The following is a 19,130-nucleotide window of genomic DNA, read 5'->3' as shown; positions in this document are numbered from 1 at the left end:
CTCATATTTCAATAGAAACAATATGCTTAAAACATACATCAAAGTAGCTTGGCGAAATTTACTGAAGAACAAAGCTTTTTCGGCAATTAATATCTTTGGTTTAGCCATCGGTATGGCTGGTGCCTTACTTATTGCCCTATGGTTGCAGAATATGTTGGGCATGGACAGGTTTCATGAAAAAAGTGATCGGCTTTATATTATCAGTAACCGCGATACCTATCAAGGCGAATCACACGCCTGGACAAATACACCTAAGATCATGGGGCCAACACTGAAAAGTGATTTCCCCGAAATCGAAAGCTTTACACGTATCGAGCAGGATGATAAATTTCTAACAAGCTATGGGGATAAAAATCTTGTTTCCAGCGCTACTTTTGCCGATGCTGGTTTCTTCAATATGTTCAGCTATCCATTGCTTAAAGGAGATAAAACCAATCCGCTTAAAGATGCAAACTCAATTGTCATTACAGAAAAATATGCGAAGGCTCTTTTCGGTGATACGGATCCAATAGGAAAAACCATCAAAATAGAATCGAAGTATTTAGTCACCGTCCAGGCGATCGTAAAAGATCCTTCCAGCTACAGCAGTATACAGTTTGATTATCTGCTATCATGGGATTTGGCCAAGAAAATGGGCTTCGTAGATGAAAATTGGTCTAACAATTCAACCTATACTTATGTGCTATTACGGGAAGGGACAACATTGGAAAACTTCAATGCTAAAATTAGACTTTTTAGCCAGAACCATATCAATGTAGGGGATAACGAAATCAAGTCAACAAACGAAATCTTTGCATTTCCATACAAAAACACTTATCTCTACAACAAAAGCGAAAATGGTGCTTATACTGCAGGGCGGATCCAGTTAGTTCATTTATTTACCTGGATCGGTGTCTTTATTTTGCTTGTTGCCTGTATCAACTTCATGAATCTCAGCACGGCCCGCTCCGAGAGAAGAGCCAAAGAGGTAGGCGTGCGTAAAGTAGTCGGTGCACAAAGAAAAAGTCTTATTCTACAATTTATTGTCGAGAGTATCCTGATCAGTATTGGAGCAATGATACTCGCGCTCGTAGCCATCGTATTAGTTCTCCCAGCCTTCAATGATCTGGTTGAAAAAAACCTTACCATCTCCATCCTGTCCAGTGATACCTGGTTATTCTTAATTGGCTTCACGTTGTTGACTGGAGTATTGGCAGGAAGCTACCCCGCATTTTTTCTCTCCTCCTTTAAACCTCTGAAAACATTAAAAGGGAAATTGAACACATACAACAAAGGGATCAGTGTACGCTCTATCCTGGTTGTCGTCCAATTCAGCCTCGCAATTATCTTGGTCATAGCGACCGTCATCGTTTCGCAACAGATCCAGCATACCAAGGATCGGGACCGCGGTTATAACGACAATGGGCTTGCTGCAACCCGATTTACGGGCAAACTTAACGGTGGAAAGATCTACCAGACTCTTCGAAATGAATTGTTGGCCAGCAATGCCGTGCTCTCGGTGACAAAAAATATGTCCCCAGTCACGGATCGCTACAGCAATGGCTGGGGCTTCTCTTGGCAGGGCAGTACGGAGAGCGATAAAAGAATCTCCTTTGACCGTTTCAGTACCGATGCCGATGCCGTGAAAACGCTGGGTTTTAAACTTGTTGCTGGACGAGATATAGATATATACAAATACCCAACAGATAGTAATGCCATGTTACTGTCTGAAACAGCCGTCAAACAGATGCGCTTGCAGCATCCCCTTGGGCAAACGATAAACGGTGACGGTCAGGACTGGATCGTCGTTGGAGTAATTAAAGATTTTATCACGGAATCTCCTTTTTCGGCAGGTTATCCAATGGTCATCTTTGGGCCTAAATCCTGGTTTACCAATGTCCACTATCGCTTAAATCCAAACAACAGCACTGCGGCGAACTTGAAAACCATCGAAGCCATCTTTAAAAAATTCAATCCGGAATATCCATTTGAGTATAAATTCATCGACGAAAATTTTGAAGCTAAATTTAAAGAAACACAATCTATCGGGACGATTTCAATGCTATTTTCAGGCTTGACCATCTTTATTTCCTGTCTTGGTCTACTCGCTCTGATCGCATATATGGCTGAGACACGTATGAAAGAAATCGCAGTTCGCAAGGTCCTTGGGGCAAGTTTGACACAGGTAACTTCATTGCTGTCGGTAGACTTTATTAAATTAGTGATTATTGCTATTCTGATCGCCTCACCAATCGCTTGGTGGATAATGGACAAATGGTTGCAGGATTATAGCTACCGCATCCAGATCCAATGGTATTATTTTGTGATTGCGGGGCTATTGGCGATATTAATCAGTATGGCAACCATAAGTTATCAAGCCATTAAGGCCGCACTTAGCAATCCGGTAAATAGTCTGAGGAATGAATAACCAATAATACAAACCAATACGATCCCATTATGATAAAGAACAATCTAAAAATAGCGTGGCGGAATCTAAGAAGAAATTCTTCCACCTCGATCATCAATATCACCGGGTTAGCCTTGGGGATTGCGATCTGCTTACTGATAAGCCTATATGTCGCGGATGAGTTCAGTTTTGATCGGTTCAATACAAATGCAGATCGTATTGTACGTGTCGTCTTTCGGGGTACGGTACAAGGGGGAACGATGAATGAGGCACATGTCATGCCACCTGTGGCAGCCACAATGAAGGCTGAATTAGCCGAAGTACAGGAAACAGCACGTTTGCGACAAGGTGGAGCACCCTTATTTACGGTTGGCGATAAGGTTTTTCGTGATGAACAGATGGCCTATGTGGATGCCTCCTTCTTTAAAATATTTACCTTGCCTCTTATCAAAGGTGATGCGAATACCGCCGTGAAGATGCCCTATACCGCGGTAATATCTGAATCCATGGCACGCAAATATTTTGGAACAACAGACGTCGTAGGTCGGGATCTCGCCATAAAAGGTGATCAAAATATCCTAAAAATTACTGGGGTAATGAAGGATATTCCCAGGAACTCCCACTTCCATTTTGATATTTTCACCTCAATGGCGGCACTGGAAGACTCCCGTTCAGATTCCTGGATGACATCCGAGTATTATACTTATGCGCTGCTCGCAGAAAATACCTCATTAAAAAATCTAGAGAAAAACTTAGCGACCTTATTTGACAAACATGTTGGCGCTCAGTTTATGGCTGGATTCGGAATGAGCTATGAGGATTACAAAAAATCAGGCAATACAATAGGTCTCTATTTACAGCCCTTGACTGATATCCACCTGCATTCCAATTTTGGCTACGATCTAAGTCCATCAGGTGATATCCGGTATATCTATATTTTTAGTGCTATAGCGCTGTTTATGCTATTGATCGCGACGATCAATTTTATGAACCTATCAACGGCAAGTGGTTTCCGGAGAAGTCGGGAAGTAGGTGTACGGAAAGTCCTCGGTGCTGACAAGCAAAGTCTGATCCGTCAGTTCCTATCTGAAGGCATTTTGCTGACCTATTTGGCCTTGTTTCTGGCCGTCGGAATTGTTTTACTGGCTCTTCCCCTATTTAATCAATTATCGGGTAAATCTATTGCAATCCATCAACTCAATTTCGCCAAAATAATCCCCCTCCTGCTCGCATTCGGCTTATTGGTCGGTCTATTTTCGAGTACGTATGCAGCTTTATATCTAGCGGCATTCAACCCTTTGGTTGTATTAAAAGGACGTTTGTTGCGATCTACAAAACGGTTCAATCTCAGGAGCAGCCTTGTGGTCTTTCAGTTTATTATTTCCATGGGGCTCATTTTCTGTACCGTAGTTGTCGTCCGACAGCTCGATTATATGCGGAACATCAAATTAGGTTATGAGAAAGAGAATGTCATTGTGATCCAGAGCTGGCCCCTGGGCAAAAACGAAAAAACGTACGTCAAACTGTTATCCGAAGATAGCCGTATCAAGCATATTTCCCGCTCATCTTACCTACCCGCTGGAGAAACCAACAACAATAACTTCTTTGTCTATCCCGACAGAAACACCGAAAAATGGGTCAAAACACTACGTTATGATGTAGACGAGGAATATATTGCTGCAATGGGTATGCAGCTTCATGAGGGCCGAAATTTTTCAAAGGCTTTTGGTAACGATACCTTATCCATTATCGTGAATGAAACCGCAGCAAAAGATCTGGGCTGGAAAGGAAAAAACCTTGGCCATACATTGACCAATAAGGATAATAAAACCTATCGTGTCGTGGGTGTTGTCAAAGATTTCCATTTTAAATCGTTACACGAACCCATCTCGCCCTTAGTCATGGTATTGGGCGATCAAGCTGGGAGTCTGATTGTCAAAACAGAGACAAAAGATACCGAGGCGCTAATTCAAAAGTTGAAAGCGGAATACGATGCCTTCCCTTCCGATATTCCATTCAATTATTCTTTCCTCGATGAGCGCTATGCCCAAACCTATCAGACCGAAGTCAAAACCGGAAAATTGTTGAGCATATTCGCCGGACTGACGATTTTTGTCGCTTGTCTGGGTTTATTTGGATTAGCTATTTTTACGGCAAACCAGCGCCAGAAAGAGATCGGTATCCGTAAGGTCATCGGCGCATCTGTTCCAGGTATTACAAAAATGCTTTCGGCAGAATTTATAAAACTTGTCCTGATCGCTATTGTGATTTCTTCACCGATAGCCTGGTGGGCGATGTACAAATGGCTGGAGAATTTTGCTTACCGCATTGAAATACAATGGTGGATGTTTGCCGTTGCAGGGCTACTTGCTGTACTGATCGCACTGCTGACAGTCAGTTCTCAGGCCATCAAAGCAGCTGTAGCAAATCCGGTTGATAGCCTGCGGGAGGAATAACCGCCAAGACGACCAAAACGGTGATATTGTAAACGCAACACAATAAAATTATGATTAAAACATATTTCAGATCAGCGCTACGGCAACTATGGAAACATAACTACTATACCTTTTTAACAATTGCTGGTTTAGGTTTGGCAATTGCATGTAGCTTATTTATCTATAGCTATAACAGCTTCCAATATAGTTTTGATCAGTTTCATACCGATAAAGATCGCACCTTTCTAGTCGTACAGGATCTCAAACTAGAGCAGGTCGAGCATAGCAAAGGCGGAGCCTATGCCATGTACAACGCTATTTCACGTGAAATTCCACAAGTGGAACGAACAGCATTGTATATGGATAATAAAGACTTGACGCTGCGGATAGGGGACCAATTGTATAAAACAGAAGGTAAAGCAGCTTTTGTTTCATCAGAATATTTCAACACCTTAAATTTCCCCTGGCTGGAGGGATCCCCAAAAGATCTGGATCAGCCTAACACCGTCGCTTTGACCAAAACAATTGCCAAAACTTATTTTAATAACGATAACCCCCTGGGCAAAACGATCCTGGTCGACAGCAAATTCCCCGTGAAAGTTGTGGGTATTATCGATGACAGCAGCAAAAATTCTGACTTCCGCTCAGAAGTCTATTTTTCACAAAGTTCTGTGGCTACCTTATGGCAGATCCCTCAAGAAGATGGATTCTTTACCAATTGGGGCTATTCCAACTCAAATAATAATATTCTTGTCACCTTAAAAAACGCAGCCGATAAAAATACCGTCGAGCAGGCCATTCGTACGCTTGTTGCCAAGTACTGGCACAAAGATGTACTACAAACATTCAATTATAAACTCCTGCCATTGACAAGTTACCATTTTGACACAGATTACGGCAAGGGAACACAACGTACACTGCTGAATATCCTGGTCGCAATTGCAATCGGAATCAGTATCATGGCTTTGGTCAATTATAGCAACATCACCTTTGCCAGACAAATGAACCGTAGCGTAGAAATGGGCGTGAGAAAGGTATTGGGTAGTTCCAAAAGACAGCTGTATATTCAGTTTCTGATCGAAACCCTGATCCTGACCGCTGCAGCTGTTATCTTTGCCTTAGTTTTATTGCTGATCTTTTCCAATTGGGCAAATCAGGCTCTTTTTCCAAATGAACCCATACAGATTGTACAACCGCTGTCATTTATAGCGATCATTGGTATTATCTGGATTTTAACCAGCCTGTTGACCTCCGTCTATCCGCTGATTTTCGTCAACCAGATGAACATCCAGCAGGCACTGAAAAAGCTTACCATAGGTCCCTGGAGTTTTAGCCGCAAAACGCTAATTGTGTTTCAGAATGTGATCGCCATGACGCTGCTGATTGCCACTTTCGTTATTGTCTTACAGGTAAATCACCTCAAAAACACAGATATTGGATTCAACAGGGAGCAGGTTATCCTGCTTCCGTTCACAAAAAAAATGATCCAATCAAAAGCGAAAATCGCTCATTTCATCAGCAATAGAACCGATATTCAATCCTATACTTTTAGCGACAATCCACCTTCATCTGAAAAGGTCTGGGGCGGAACCATCCAGTTTGACAACAGAACGGAATGGGAGAAATGGCCTGCCCGATACGCTATCGGGGATTCTGCTTATATCAACACATTCAACATCAAATTATTGGCAGGAAGAAATTTCAATGACAATCCGCAGAAGCCAGAATTTCTGATCAACAAGAATATGGCTACTGCATTGGGCTTTAAAGATCCCAATGACATTATCGGCAAGTCTTTAAACGCCGGCGGGCTGAACGAAGAACAAGCGGGAACAATAGTAGGCGTTGTTGCAGACTTTAGCACCAATTCGCTGAACGAACCCATCTCCCCTACTGTAATTGGGTATAATGAAACACGGTTAAAAAATGTAGCGATTAAACTAAAAGGTACCGATCATCAGCTGCTCGTGAAAGATCTGGAACAACAATGGAAAAACTGGTATCCCGATGAAGTGTTCCAATATAAATTCTATGATCAGCAGATTGCTCAGCTCTACAAGAAAGAAGCATTACTGGAAAAACTGATCTGGATCGCTGCTATCGTCGCGATAAGCATCAGTATGCTCGGTTTTCTAGGATTGCTCTCCATCAATATCCTGAAACGAACAAAAGAAATCGGAATCCGGAAGGTGTTAGGTTCTTCGGTAACGGGTATTATTGTATTATTGTCACAAGATTTCTTCAAATGGATAACCATCGCCTTTGTAGTTGCGGCACCACTGGCTTATTATCTTATGAATCGCTGGCTGGACAATTTCCCATTTCGGATCAGTATGGGCTGGTGGATCTTTGTATTGGCTTTTTGTGTTGGGCTTATTTTAACGATTGCCGTGGTATCCCTACAATCTATAAAAGCCGCTACAGCCAATCCTATTGATAGTTTAAGGGACGAATAGGAAAGGAAGCTGTCCCATATTCGAATAAATCCTGATTAAAGTACATAACTGCTGATGATATCGCTATAATTTGGAGTCGGGTCTATTCCGATATAGGAGACCCTAAATTCATATTCCCGAAAGGACTCCAACCCATCGATAATACAGCTACTTTTCGAACAGAGCCGTGTGTTCCAGTCTACATTTTGACCTTTGACGCGGAATTGATACTGATACATGCGTGCTCCCCGCCATCGTTGTGTTTTTAGCTTCACGCGCCCACTGCCCACCTCCTCGGGACGAGCAATTAGTTGCCCCGCTTTGGGAACCACCCCACCATAGGAAGTCTTGGGTTTTCTGACAGCGTAACCTGCTGCTAAAATAATCGTCGGATCCGCATTGGCGATCGTATCTACATATTTAGCCAGTTCTTTCAGTACATACGCCAGTTCAGTTCTTTTTTGATTACGGATCAGTATAGCACGTATAAAACCAATATGATGTCAGCGCTTCCAAATTAAGCATCGTACAAATCACATTGAAAGAACTGAACACCTCATTTACCGGTTCCTTTTCTTAATGGGGAACTCCCCCTCTCAAGTAAAAAACAGAAAATAGTTATTTGGTATAAGACGATTCTCCTCTTGAAAACCAGAATGTATATTCTATAAAACGGAACTGTTCACTTGATGCAGCCAATTGCTGCTATATTCTTACAGTATTCCATTTGATTATTCCTGCTTACCTGTCTGCTTATTTAATTTCCGTTCGATGAATCAACCAGACTGAGGTGTTCGCAGGTGTACAATGACTGTCCGATTTCGGACAGTTCACTCGACAAAATCCATTTTAACAAACTAACAATCAATAATGTACAGGCTTGGCTAAGGATTTGTGTTATCGTACACAAAATTAGCAAAAACCAAAGCCTGCAGCCAATCTATTTGCGGTGATGGAAATAAACTTTATACGAGTGACAATGACTTTTACAAACTTCAAGATTGCCTGGCGGAATATTCGAAAGAAAAAAGTTCAAAACCTGATCAACCTAGTTGGATTGACCCTTGGCATTACCTTTTTACTACTGGTCGGGGCTTATGTCTGGGATGTTCAACAGGTAAATAGCAAGATCAAAAATATAGATCAGCAATTTCTATTGCAGAGCAAGTATAAGAAGGAAGGATTTGGGATCAATTTGACCACAATCGGAGCGCTCCCCAAAGCCCTGTATGAAGAATATCCAAATTTGGTGGCCAACTATTATCGTATCGATGGACTGACAGGTATTATCGCCAATGGAGCTACGATCCACGAAGAAGGAATGGCCCTCGGTGATCCCAGCCTTTTAACCATGTTTGGTTTTGAAATTTTAGCAGGAAATCCCAAGACCGCACTGAATAATCCCTTTTCTGTGGTGATCACTGACCAGGCTGCTGTAAAATATTTTGGAAAAGTAAATGTGCTGGGAAAAACCCTTCAGATTAAAAATTTCAGAGGCGAAAAGCATGATTTTGAAATTACTGCTGTCATAAAAACTGCAATACAAAATGCGGTCATGGATCTGACAAAGGATATGCACTCGGATATTTTTCTGCCCATTGCCAACGAAGAATATTTCGGCAGATCCCTGGATAACTGGAATAATCCTTACATCGCCGGTTATCTCGAATTGAAAACTGGAGTGACGACGCAACAACTGGATGCGGCGATTCAAACGCTGGTTCACAAAAATACCGATAAGGAATTCGCCAGTCAGTACAGCCCCAATTTAAAACCCTTGAAAAGCTATTATCTAGACGATAATCAGGGCGCTGTCCGCAAGATGATTCAGACCCTAATCTGGATTGCTGTTTTTATTCTGGTCATGGCGATCATCAACTTTATCAATTTTAGTATTGCACAGCATATTACGCGGTTGAAGGAAATCGGTGTGCGTAAAATTATGGGCTCTTCCAGACCACAATTGGTAAAACAGTTGTTGACAGAATATATCCTTATCGTAGCTATTGCAGCATTGATCAGTCTGCCCATCTATAGCATAGTACGCCCTTTATTTGCACATGTACTGATGCGCGAGCTCCCCTCTTTAATCAATTTACCGGGCTATTTTTTCGGTTTATTGGGGCTATTGACGTTAGTGATCGGTATGCTGGCGGGATTATACCCAGCAATTAAACTGTCCAATATCAAGATACTTCCCTCGGTCAAAAATCAGTTCTCCGCATTAGGTGACAAGCAATTGGTTCGAAAAGTGCTATTGTTCTTTCAGTTCGCTGTTGCACTGCTCCTGTTGGTCTGTACCCTAATTATCTCCAAACAGGTCAATCTATTTATAAGCAGCAATTTAGGATACAACAAAGATTATCTATTGACGGTACAGGCACCAAGGGACTGGTCCGAAACTGGTATCCGGAAAATGGAGGCCATTCGGCATGAGCTGCTGCAGGAATCAGCGGTTAAGTCCGTGAGCCTTTCCTATGAGACACCGGGACTATTAGGTTTCAATATGCAACCGGCTTTTGGCAATAACAACGATACAGAGGTACAGGTGCAACGGATTAACAGTGACAGTTATTTTCTGGAAGCCTATGAAATACCCCTATTGGCGGGTACCTTCTTACCCAAAAATGCGGTGACAAATACCACGAATAGATCCGTTGTGATCAACAAGAAAGCCATGGAAGATTTTGGCATCCGTGATGCCGAGCGTGCAATCGGTCAACAGATCGCCCTGAACGACCCAAATGTTAAGATGACCATTGTGGGCGTCACCGATAACTTTGTCGCAAATTCTCTTCACCGGGCATCTCCAGCTATTGTCTGGACAGATATCCATGAAAATTTCCAATACCGATACCTGAGTATCCGTTTAAAACCGGGCCAACTGTCCAGCGCGGTACAAGGGCTGGAAAAGAAATGGAAAGAATTAATGCCTGATGCACCATTTAAGTATCAATTTATGGATGACCGCATCAAAGGTTTATATGAAACGGAACTGCAACTGCACCGGGCAGCTCAGATTGCGAGTGCTGTTTCACTTTTAATCGTTGTATTGGGGTTGACCGGCCTAATCTCCCTATCGATCCATCTCCGTAACAAGGAAGTAGGTATCCGCAAAGTACTGGGTGCCTCATTAGCACATTTGATCCTGTTATTTTCGAAGGAATACTATGGCATATTTCTGTTAGCGGTTTTGGTTACAGTCCCATCTAGCTATATGCTGATGCAACATTGGCTACAGAACTATATCATCCGGATAGAAATCAATGCATTTACCTACCTGTTGCCGCTGGGCATACTGCTGAGCGTACTTGGCCTATTGGTAGGCGTTATCGTATTTCGGGCGACCCGGTTTAATCCAGTTGAAAAATTAAGGGATGAATAATGTAAGTAACCAATCCATATAAACAGTATGATAAAGAACCATCTTAAAACCGCCTGGCGGACATTGATGCACAATCGTATCTATTCGCTATCAAACCTCATTGGTTTAACCATTGCGTTGCTGGTATTTATGTTAATCAGTTCGCTTGTCGTTGATGAGCTATCCTACGACAGACAGTGGAGCAATTCCAATGAACTCTACCGAATGCGAATAGTGCCTAAAGAAAAACAAAAAAATTTCACGAACAGTATTACTGGCGCCCCCCAAGGTATATCTGCGGCACTAAAAGCTAATTTTCCAGAAGTACTTGGTTATACTTCAATCAATTCATTTTCACCAAAATTAACAATAAACAAGCGCTCAAACCAGTTTACCGAAATCAGTACCTTGGAAATCGACAGCGGTTTTTTCAATCTTTTTGACACAAAAATCATCGCAGGCAACCCAAAACAAGTTATTGCCGGAGCAAAAAACATCACATTAACAGCCTCTGCGGTACAAAAATACTTCGGCGGCAAAGACGCGCTCGGTAGCACCTTCTACAATAAACCTCAAGAAGGTGAACCCGAAGCTTATTATGTCAATGCCATTATTGAGGATATGCCCCATAATTCTTCCTTTCAGGCAGAAGCCCTCGTGTTGATGCCTAAGGTGCATGAATTCAATCCTGAAAAAAGCGGTTCGCTACAGACACAAATTCTACTGCTCAAAAGTACAACCGATGTTAACAGCCTTTCAACCAAAATAAACAGGTGGTATAATACGCAGAAACTGGATGATTGGCTGAAAGGACACAATCTTTTTATCGAACCCATCAAAGATATACACTTACAAAGTATCACAGGATGGGAGAATCCCATGCAAGATATTTATCTGCTGGCAGGAATAGCGATCTTGATCCTTGTATTGGTCAGTATCAATTATATTAACCTGAGCTTCGCCCATGCGCTCAAACGCACACAGCAGATCGGTATCCGCAAAGTGTTGGGGGCAAGCCGAAAAAATCTGATCCTACAAATGGGCCTAGAAAGTACCATACTCTTTGTCGGCTCTTTTCTGATTGCATTTTTTGTGTATGTGCTTATCAGTCCAGCATTTGAACACTATTTAGAACATCCATTGACCATGAGCTACCAGCATTCCTTATTTATGTTTGTTGGACTACTATCCATTTGGATCGTTCTGGGCTGGCTTTGTAGTTTACCTACGGCCCTGTCACTATCAAAAACACAGCCATCACTGGAACTTCGGAAGCAGCTTTCTTTCTTTAGACTTCCGCTAAATATGGCATTTACCAAAGTACTGGTGGTTGTCCAGTTTGCCATTGCCATTATCGTAGCGATCTGTATGATGTCCATGCGGGCGCAATTGCATTATCTATACAACAAAGATCTTGGTTACGAGCCCAAAAATCTCATGGCCATCAATTATACCTCTTGGGAAGGAAAGGATCAGGCCTTCAAACAGGAGTTATTAAAAAATTCGTACATCTCCTCGGTCAGCCTCACAGGCTGGACTCCCTTTAGTGGTAGTGTGGATTTTAAAACAGTAAAAGACCCCAGTAATCCGAACGAAGAACTCCCGGTTGTATTTGTTTATGCGGATTATGATTACATCAAAACCATGGGTATAAAGCTCCTTGATGGTCGGCCTTTAAGCGCGGACTATGCGCTGGACAGACCCTTTACGGATTCGGTACATGCCGGACAGCGTGTATTTACAAATATGCTCGTCTCCGAAGGAACCGCCCAGCGGCTGTCTTTAAAACTCAATAAGAGCAATGAGCCTCTAAACAATACACCAGTGGGTGTATTTAAAGAGTTTAACGGAGCGAGTTTAAAGTTTCCGATCGGTCCTTTTGCGATTAAGGCACAAAAAGAATGGGAAGGCGGCTGTATGCTTATCCGTGTAGAAGAAGGGAAGAAAAAGGAAGCTTTAGCCTTGGTAAACAGTACCTGGAACAAGTTTTTCCCTAACCGGATCGCACAGATCAACTGGCAGGAAGATCAGGTACAGCATCAATATAACAAAGAAAAAAAACAGTACCAGCAATTGGCACTTTTTACGGGTTCCAGCATGCTGATTGCAATCTTAGGGATTGTGGCTATTGCCATCTATACATTAGAACGAAGAGTAAAAGAAATTGGTATCCGCAAAGTGCTTGGTGCTTCGGTAAATACGATCACCTATATGATTTCCAGATCCTTTATCATACTTCTGCTGATCGCTATTCTAATAGCTTTCCCAATCGCATGGTGGTTTACACACAAATGGCTGGAAAACTTCTACTATCATATTGATGTTCCGATCGCGCTATTTGTTTTCACCGGAATGTTTATCGGTTTGATGACCTTAGCGATTATCGCTGTCCGAATCTTCCAGACAGCCCGTATCAATCCCGTCAATAGTTTACGGGATGAATAAGAAAAAATAAGCCGTAGGTTGTTGACGTTCAAAAGTGCATTTATTATTAACCGATTGGGAATGGAAGTTTATAATTGATGTACCTACGGCTTAGGATCTTTGCAGCAATTTTGGTTATTCACAGTGATAACCAAAATTGCTTATTCTTTTTTAGTCGGGTCTTTCGCAGTCAGCTAAAACATACGCAAAACCATATTTAGATTTCTTCCGAACAATTTTGCGTTCATCAGACCAATTAAGTAAATCATCTAGCACCTTCATCAGGTTTTTAGGATCTATATATTTCTCTAGCTTAACACAGCAGAAGTTATGTATTTCATCAGGTCTTTTTTCCTCATTAAAATATCCTGCATCAATTTGCTCATCCAAAAAAGCATTTATCTTTTTCACTTCTTCTGCTGTAGAATTTTTATAGTGGTCAATATCATGAAGAGCGTCGATTAACTTAAATTCGATTACTTTCTGATCCTGCTCAACATCAACTTTATACATGTCGTAAATAACCCTGTCAGCCAATGTAGTCACATGCAATTCATATAAGTTTTTTTGTGAAGATAGTTCTACCCCCAGAGGCATCATGGCACTCATACTATTTATTTCTAGTACATGATACATGGTAACCAAATCATGAACAAAAATTCGTTTGAGTTTAAACCTCTCAATTTTACTCATAAAATCCAATGGTTTACCCATTAAAAAGGAAACTTCCTCGGGTGACAGGTGCCGCGAAATACGCTGTAGCAGCATGCGATAATAGATTAATATATCTAACTCTTCACATTTTCTCCTATACACTTTTGTTTTTTGAATTTTTGCTATTTTCATCTTCGGCACATTTAAATAGTATAGATTTTCAATACAAAGAAATAGAAAACATCTCAAAAACAAAAACATTTGTATAAATAAAAATAACATTATCTATATTTATCTATACAAAAGGACAGATTAATAAAATAATACGATGACAAAACTAGGCGAATTTTTAGCGAAGAAATCTGTAAATAAATCCCAGATTGCTCGCAAAACAGGATTAAGTAAAGCGAGGATCAATGAATTAACCATGACTGAGACGGCTAAATTACGTTTAGATGAAATGTACTTAATTGCCCTAGCCATCGATACGGACCCGGCCAAAATGATGCTCGAACTTTGCGAACATCTCCAACTGAAAGAAATTGAGAATTAAGTTCCACATCTCGTAATTTTATGCAGTTATGCGCATAAAACTACGAGATGTTATTGCTTCCTCCTATTTCCTGCCAATTCACCAGTACCTCTTATAAATTTCATCCTTAAAAATCGGAAACACCAAATCATTCGAAAAGATAAAGCCAAAGGTCACACATGGGAAAACATGATTATTGCTTGGCACAAATCATCTGATGCCGATGGATATAAAAAAAAGAAGGGATATCACATCGCGGGAATAATCTGTGCGGTATTGGACGTAAAACTGTTCGATATCGTACAGACATAAAATCCAATAAACAATACAAAAACCTAAAAATCAACAACTTAATAAAGTGGCAATACAATTGACTTCAGTATAATGTCTAGATTGACCGGTCGATTACGGATCAATAAGACCTTAAAAAAGTATTGTTATGATAGCAAATAGTCTTAAAATCGCTTGGCGAAATATGGCAAAAAATAAACTCTATTCTTTTATAAAGATCGGAGGATTTGCTTTTGGTATCGCAATCTGTATTCTCATCGTACTTTACATCAAGCAAGAGACGAGTTACAACAAATTTTATCCAACGATGGATCGAATTTATCGTCTGGTCGTTCAGCTTCCGATCGAAGGTAAAATAGAACGTTGGGTGTCACTTTCGGCACCCGTTGCCCCAACACTTAAAGCTGAAATTCCATCCATAGAACAAACGGGCCGGATACTTCCCAATCCTTTATTTGGCGCTGGAAGTAACCAGCTCTCCCTGAACGATAATCCGCAAAGTTTCTACGACGATGGCTTTGTGTATGTTGATCAATCTATTCTGGACATGTTTCCGACACCTATGGTTTCAGGCAGGCTTGCCCACGCATTGGATCAACCCAACACATTGGTCATTACGAAAAGTAAAGCCGAAAAATATTTCAAAACTGATCCTATCGGACAGACTATCTATCTAAATAATAACAAATCCAAACTATATACCATTACTGGTGTCATCGAAGACATCCCACAAAATTCTACGCTGGCCGGTTATAGCTTTTTTATGTCTCTTGCTGGGGAACCTTTTTACCCCGGCGAACAAAACCAATGGCTCAGCAATAATTACACGGTCTACGTTAAATTAAAACCACAGGTCAACATTGAACAAACAGAAAAAGAGATCTTAAAAAACTATAAAGAGCACTATTTGCCTGAATACAAAAAATCAGGTCGTAAGCTCAATCCTGTATTCGAGCAGGTAAAAATCAACTTACAAAATGCACTTGACATCCATTTAATGTCTACGGATATTGATGATGATAAAGTCAGTACACTGAATCGAGGCGATATCCGTATGGTCTGGACATTTGCCACTGTAGCGCTATTTATACTGCTAATTGCCTGTATCAACTTTATCAACCTGTCCACGGCCAATGCCGCTACACGAGCCAAAGAAATCGGTATCCGGAAAACAATTGGTTCGACGAGGACATTGTTGATCGGACAATTCTTGCTCGAAGCGATTTGCTATAGTGTATTATCCTTGTTCGTTGGTCTATTGCTGAGTTGGGTTTTATTACCCATATTCAACAATCTCGCCAATAAGTCATTGACCATTCCCTGGACATCCCCATACTTTTTCCCATCTTTATTGCTGGCGATAATTTTCATCGGCAGCTTGGCCGGAATCTACCCAGCCTTGTATCTATCCCGATTTAAACCGATTGCTGCATTGAAAAATAAGATCGCGGGAGCCAAATCATCATTATTCCGAAATGGTCTTGTCATTTTTCAGTTTGCAACTTCCATCATCCTCATTGTAAGCGCCCTGGTGACCAATCAACAGATACGCTATATCCTGGAAAAAGACCTGGGTTTCAAAAAAGAACAGGTGATCGTCCTGCGTGGCGTTGGTACATTGGGAAATCAGATCCTTAGTCTTAAGAATGAATTAAAGTCCATTCCAAATGTCAGCTCCGTTTCCCTAGGTGATTTCCTCCCTGTCCCCATTGATGGCGCCAAAAGAAATGGCAATCCTTTTTGGAATGAAGGTAGACGAGAGGTCGATATGGCGACACAAGGGCAGTTTTGGGAGATTGACCAGGATTATCTTGCGACCTTCGGATTGCAATTGACGAAGGGTAGAAATTTCGATCCCAAAATGGCTACCGACAGTACCGCTGCGATCATCAACCAGAAATTAGCGGACGACCTGGGATTAAAAAATCCCATCGGGGCAAAAATAACCAATGGCAATACTTGGACAGTAGTCGGTGTTGTGGACAATTTTATTTTTGAATCGTTAAAAGGGAAAGGGTACGCTGGCTTATGTATGGTATTGCGGGGTTATCCATCACTCCTCTCTATTAAAGTTAAGCCCGAAAACTTACAGGAGACCCTAAACGGGATTAACACGGTATGGAATAAATTTTCACCCAATCAAAAAATCAATTACAGCTTTTTGGATGAGGGCTTTGCTTCCCTTTATCAAGATGTTGAACGGACGAAAAATATATTCAGCTGTTTTGCAATCGTCGCCATTTTTGTGGCTGCCCTTGGTCTTTTTGGACTTGCCACCTATGTGACACAACAGCGGACAAAAGAAATCGGTGTACGGAAAGTGCTTGGCGCAAGTTCCCTCAGATTGCTGAAACTGTTGTCCGGAGACTTTATAAAATTGGTGTTTGTTGCCATGGTCATTGCCTCACCTGTTGCGTGGTGGGCAATGAACCAATGGCTCAGAGACTTCAACTATAAAATAGATATCAACTGGATGTACTTTATTCTGGCGGGTATGGGGGCTATCCTCATCGCCTTAGGTACCATTAGTTATCAAACATGGAAGGCTATCCGGACCAATCCGGTCGATAGTCTGAGGGATGAATAAAGTCAACATGTTAATTTTATTATTATGATCAGAAATTACCTAAAGATTGCTTGGCGGAACATGACCAACAACAAACTCTACTCAATCATCAAGATTGGTGGTTTTGCATTTAGCGTTGCAATCTGTATACTCATCTTACTGTACATCAGACATGAAAAAAGCTATGATAGGATGTATCCGGATATGGACCGTGTATTCCGTCTAGTTATTCAAGCTCCGGACGGGGACAAATCAGTGCAGTATCTTTCATTTCCGGCCCCCGCTGCTAAGACCCTCCAGGCCGAAATACCTAGTATTGAATCAGTCGGGCGGGTGCTCCCCAACACTTTATTTGGCGCAGGGAGTAACCTCTTCACAGTGAATGGCAACGCCGAGAATCACTTAGACGCAGGTTTCGTTTATGTTGATCAGTCTATCCTGGAAATGTTTCCACTCCCGATTATGGCAGGACAGTTAAATCATGCTTTAGACAAACCCAATAGCCTGGTCATTACAAAAAGTAAAGCGCAGAAGTTTTTCAAGGGAAATGCTGTTGGGCAAACAATCTATCTGAACAATAACAAGAACGTTCTGTACAATATCACAGCCGTTATTGATGATGTACCAAGCAATTCAAGCCTCTATGGTTATGATTATTTTATCTCGCTTGCCGGTGAACCTTTTTACCAAGGTGAACAAAACAACTGGGGAGCAACGAATTACATCACTTACGTTAAGCTTAAAGAAAATACGGATCTCGGAACGGCACAACATGATATTTCAAAGAACTATGTCGAGGATCATTACATTCCGATCAACAAAAAAAACGGAATGAAAATATCCCCGGAAACCATGCAATCCAAGGTGTTACTTCAAAATGCATTGGACATGCATTTATATTCCAAAAATATTTTAGAATACGCCATGGCGACGCAATATCAGGGTGATATCAAAATGGTCTGGGTATTTGCCGGGATTGCATTTTTCATCCTACTGATCGCATGCATCAATTTTGTTAATCTGTCTACCGCCAATGCCGCAACACGAGCTAAAGAGATCGGTATACGCAAAACCATTGGATCCAGTCGAAGTACTTTAATCACCCAATTTATGACTGAGGCGGTATGTTACAGCTTAATTTCTTTAATTATTGGTCTTTTACTAGCTTGGACATTACTACCTCTTTTTAATAGTTTGGCCAATAAGACCTTAGTTATCCCTTGGGCAACATGGTACTTTATACCTTCTTTGATCTTAACCATGTTGACCATAGGCGGCATAGCTGGTATATATCCTGCGCTATACCTCTCTGGATTTCAACCGATCAATGCCCTAAAAAGTAAATCAAGTTCCAACCCAAAAACAGCACTATTGCGTAATGGGCTTGTTGTTTTCCAATTTGCAACCTCCATCATCCTGATGATCTCTGCCTTGATCGCCAATCAACAGATCAGCTATATGCTCAACAAAGATATTGGCTTCAATAAGGATCAAGTCATTGTACTCCGTGGCATAAATAGCATTACCTCAGAAGTACAAAACCTGAGAAATGAACTGAAAGCCATTCCGGCTGTGAGCAATGTATCCATAAGTGATTATCTCCCAGTGCCATTGGATGGTGTAAAACGTAATGGCAACCCATTTTGGGCTAAGGGAAAAGAAGGCCTTGAACTGCCAGAAGCTGGACAATTCTGGAATATTGATGAAAATTACGTTTCCACTTTTGGACTTCGATTAATCGCAGGTCGAAATTTTAATCCACAGATTGCTTCCGATAGTAGTGGTACCATCGTCAATAAAAAAATGATCACAACGCTGGGTATTAAAGGTAATCCAATCGGTGCACAGATTACAAACGGAAGAACATGGACAATTATTGGCGTTGTCGATGACTTTATTTTTGAATCATTAAAAGGTGAGGGATATGTCCCTGTCTGTATGACCTTGGCCAGCAGCCCATCGCTCCTTTCGATCAAGACCAAGTCAACTGATATGGCTAAAACTTTGGCTGACATAAATACCGTATGGGACAAATTTGCACCT

Annotated in this window: 10 protein-coding genes; 8 read left to right on the top strand and 2 right to left on the bottom strand. The window is 41.3% G+C overall.

Features of this window, described 5'->3' with window-relative positions; all coding sequences use genetic code 11:
* The first annotated feature begins 22 nt into the window (after positions 1 to 22).
* From ABFX33_RS10420 to ABFX33_RS10410, 3 genes are read left to right on the top strand one after another with little or no spacing between them, the layout of a single operon-like run.
* The gene (locus tag ABFX33_RS10420) at positions 23 to 2,407 is read left to right on the top strand and encodes an ABC transporter permease (protein WP_346085958.1); all 2,385 of its coding nucleotides are present in this window, start codon (positions 23 to 25) and stop codon (positions 2,405 to 2,407) included.
* A gap of 29 nt (positions 2,408 to 2,436) precedes the next feature.
* Entirely contained in the window at positions 2,437 to 4,842 is a 2,406-nt protein-coding gene (locus tag ABFX33_RS10415) for an ABC transporter permease (RefSeq protein WP_346085956.1), read from the top strand.
* 50 nt (positions 4,843 to 4,892) lie between these two features.
* Complete coding sequence (locus ABFX33_RS10410; protein ID WP_346085954.1) at positions 4,893 to 7,277, top strand: ABC transporter permease; 2,385 nt, start codon at positions 4,893 to 4,895, stop codon at positions 7,275 to 7,277.
* Positions 7,278 to 7,312: 35 nt separating this feature from the next.
* Here the strand turns inward: ABFX33_RS10410 and ABFX33_RS10405 are convergent, their stop codons facing one another.
* Positions 7,313 to 7,588, bottom strand: a complete 276-nt coding sequence (locus tag ABFX33_RS10405) for a fibronectin type III domain-containing protein (RefSeq protein WP_346085952.1) — start codon at positions 7,586 to 7,588, stop codon at positions 7,313 to 7,315.
* Positions 7,589 to 8,235: 647 nt separating this feature from the next.
* Between ABFX33_RS10405 and ABFX33_RS10400 the strand changes: the two genes are divergently transcribed.
* Together ABFX33_RS10400 and ABFX33_RS10395 are read left to right on the top strand one after the other, a co-directional pair.
* Positions 8,236 to 10,641 (top strand): ABC transporter permease, encoded by a 2,406-nt coding sequence (locus ABFX33_RS10400; RefSeq protein ID WP_346085950.1) that lies wholly within the window; start codon positions 8,236 to 8,238, stop codon positions 10,639 to 10,641.
* A 27-nt stretch (positions 10,642 to 10,668) separates the two neighbouring features.
* The gene (locus tag ABFX33_RS10395) at positions 10,669 to 13,065 is read left to right on the top strand and encodes an ABC transporter permease (protein ID WP_346085948.1); all 2,397 of its coding nucleotides are present in this window, start codon (positions 10,669 to 10,671) and stop codon (positions 13,063 to 13,065) included.
* Positions 13,066 to 13,215: 150 nt separating this feature from the next.
* Here ABFX33_RS10395 and ABFX33_RS10390 read toward each other — a convergent pair whose 3' ends face one another.
* Positions 13,216 to 13,890 carry a hypothetical protein gene (locus tag ABFX33_RS10390; protein ID WP_346085946.1) on the bottom strand — a complete coding sequence of 225 codons (675 nt, stop codon included), beginning with the start codon at positions 13,888 to 13,890 and terminating at the stop codon, positions 13,216 to 13,218.
* Between the two features lie 136 nt (positions 13,891 to 14,026).
* Here ABFX33_RS10390 and ABFX33_RS10385 point away from each other — a divergent pair, with 136 nt between their 5' ends.
* The 3 genes from ABFX33_RS10385 to ABFX33_RS10375 form a co-directional block, all read left to right on the top strand.
* Positions 14,027 to 14,251, top strand: a complete 225-nt coding sequence (locus ABFX33_RS10385; RefSeq protein WP_257093817.1) for a helix-turn-helix domain-containing protein — start codon at positions 14,027 to 14,029, stop codon at positions 14,249 to 14,251.
* Between the two features lie 418 nt (positions 14,252 to 14,669).
* On the top strand, positions 14,670 to 17,108 hold the full coding sequence (locus ABFX33_RS10380) for an ABC transporter permease (protein WP_346085944.1): 2,439 nt from the start codon (positions 14,670 to 14,672) through the stop codon (positions 17,106 to 17,108).
* A 24-nt stretch (positions 17,109 to 17,132) separates the two neighbouring features.
* Positions 17,133 to 19,130: ABC transporter permease (locus ABFX33_RS10375; RefSeq protein ID WP_346085942.1), on the top strand; the 1,998-nt coding region annotated here is incomplete at its 3' end.

This window comes from Sphingobacterium ginsenosidimutans (assembly GCF_039536865.1).
Lineage (GTDB): Bacteria > Bacteroidota > Bacteroidia > Sphingobacteriales > Sphingobacteriaceae > Sphingobacterium > Sphingobacterium detergens.
This window is presented reverse-complemented; position numbering and strand designations above follow the sequence as displayed.